This is a genomic window from Candidatus Streptomyces philanthi, from assembly GCF_059553635.1.
This window is the reverse complement of the sequence record NZ_JCANQV010000530.1, coordinates 1-2,068: the sequence shown is the minus strand read 5'-3', so window position 1 is coordinate 2,068 and position 2,068 is coordinate 1. Positions and strand designations below refer to the sequence as shown.

Genomic DNA, 2,068 nt, shown 5'->3' with positions numbered 1-2,068 from the left:
GGGCCGCCCCGACCGCCCGTCACCTCCGGTGCGGGCAGGGCCCGGTGCCGTGGCGGGCGACGGATGGCCCGGAGTTCCGGACTCCCGCTACCAATGTTCTAACTTTCGCGGAACAAATTGGCATAAGCCACCAACCCGGAACCCGCCGCGCCGGTCCAATCGTTCAGGACGGGAACGCACGGCGCCGTCAGGAGGGAGCGGGCGGAGCGCGGCCGCGGTGAGCGGCGGGCCGCGGGAGGGTCACGACGACCGGGACACCGGAGGACACCGGGACGGATGCACATCTCATTCCTGCTTCACAGCGCCCACGGCACCGGCGACACGGTCCGCACGACGTTCACGCTCGCCGCGGCCCTCGCCGAGCGGCACGACGTCGAGATCGTCTCGGTGTTCCGCCACCGCGACACCCCCGTCCCCGACGCGGACCCCCGGCTGCGGCTGCGGTATCTCGTCGACCTCCGCCAGGACGGCGCCGACCCGGCGCGCCACCGGCCCGCACGGCTCCTCGCCACCCCCGAAGGCCGCGGGTACAGCGAGCTGACGGACCGGCGGATCGCCCGCCATCTGCGCCGCACCGAGGCCGATGTGGTGGTCGGCACCGGCCCCGGCCTCAACGCGCACATCGCCCGGCAAACCCGCCGCGGCCCGCTCCGCGTCGGCCGGGAGCCCCTGGACCTCGACGCGCACGGCCGCGCCCTGCGCCGGGCCCTGCGCGGCGCCTATCCCCGCCTCGACGCGCTCCTCACCCGTACCGAGGCCGACGCCGAGGCCCACCGCCGGGGCCTGCGGCTGCCCGGCGTCCGCGTCGAGGCCGTCCCCCTCCCCGTGCCCGCCCCGGGACTGCCGCCCGCCGACGGCAGCGGGAAGTGGGTCGTCGCCGCCGGGCCGCTCACCCGCGACAGGCGCCACGACGTACTGGTCCGCGCGTTCGCCGAGGTCGCCGCCCGGCGGCCGGACTGGCGGCTGCGGATCTACGGGAGCGGCCCCGAGAAGCCCCGGCTGCGCGCCCTGGTCACCGAACTCGGGCTGTACAACCACGTCTTCCTGATGGGGCCGGCCAGTCCCCTGGGGCCCGAGTGGGCCAAGGGGTCCCTCGCCGCGGCCTCCGCCTGCCGGGAGACGTCCGGCACGGCCCTGGTGGAGGCGATGCGCTGCGGTCTGCCGGTGGTCGCCACCGACTGCCCGCACGGCCCCGGCGAGATCGTCGGGCACGGCACGGACGGCCTGCTGGTCCCCGTCGGCGACGCGCGGGCGCTCGCCGGTTCCCTGCTGGAACTGATCGGCGACGACGCGGCCCGGCGGCGCATGGGGCGCGCCGCGCTGCGGGCCTCCGCGCGGTTCGACCCGGCCCGTGCCGCCGAGCGCCACGAGGCGCTCTTCGGCGAACTGCTCGCCCGCGGCAGCCGCCTGCACGAGACCCTGCATCGCACCCGAGGAGCACTGTTGAGCGGCGCCTACGCCACCAAGGACGCGGTCACGGACACCCTGAGAGGGGTGCGCACGGCATGAGCACCTCGACGCGGCCGCCCGCGACCGGGCCCGGGGCCGGCGACCCCGGCGTGGACGGCACCGACGCCCAGGAACGGGCACCGGGCGGGCACCTGACCGGTGACCGCGACGGGGACGGCGCGCCCGACGGACCGCGGGCCGACTGCATCGCCGACTCCGCCGGCGGCCTCACCTTCGACCTGGACGCCCCACGGGGCGCCCACCACGCCTGGAGCGCGGCCCTGGTGCTGCGGCTGCGGGGCGGCCACAGCGACGACCACGTGGTGCGGCTGCCGCTCGGGCCGAACGGCGCGGGCCGGCTGCGCGCCGTCCTGCCCAGCACCGTCGCCCTCGCCGAGGGCCGCTGGCACGTCTACGCGGACCTCGGCGACGGGCGCACCCCGCGCCGCCTGCGGCCCGGCCTGAACGATCTGCGCTCCCTCGTCGACCGCCGCCCCCTGGCGGGCATCGGCCGCCTCGGTGTGCGCATCCCCTACGCCACCGCCCTCGGCAACCTCGCGCTGCGCAGCTGGCTGCGCGGTCCGCACGCGGAGGCCGGCGACATCCTGGTGACGCCCGG

The 2,068-nt window shown here is 77.4% G+C and carries 1 protein-coding gene and 1 pseudogene; both read left to right on the top strand.

The features are described 5' to 3' along the window. The first annotated feature begins 276 nt into the window (after nucleotides 1–276). Nucleotides 277–1,509: a glycosyltransferase gene (locus AC51EU_RS29895; protein WP_496270222.1), complete on the top strand. Its 1,233-nt coding sequence runs from the start codon at nucleotides 277–279 to the stop codon at nucleotides 1,507–1,509. Beyond that, nucleotides 1,506–2,068 (top strand): annotated as a pseudogene (locus tag AC51EU_RS29890) (hypothetical protein); the annotation flags it as partial. The gene AC51EU_RS29895 and the pseudogene AC51EU_RS29890, both read left to right, overlap by 4 nt.

What these genes read in the sequence shown, in the direction of transcription:
- AC51EU_RS29895 (WP_496270222.1), top strand. Translation starts at nt 277, where the DNA reads ATGCACATCTCATTCCTGCTTCACAGCGCCCACGGCACCGGCGACACG.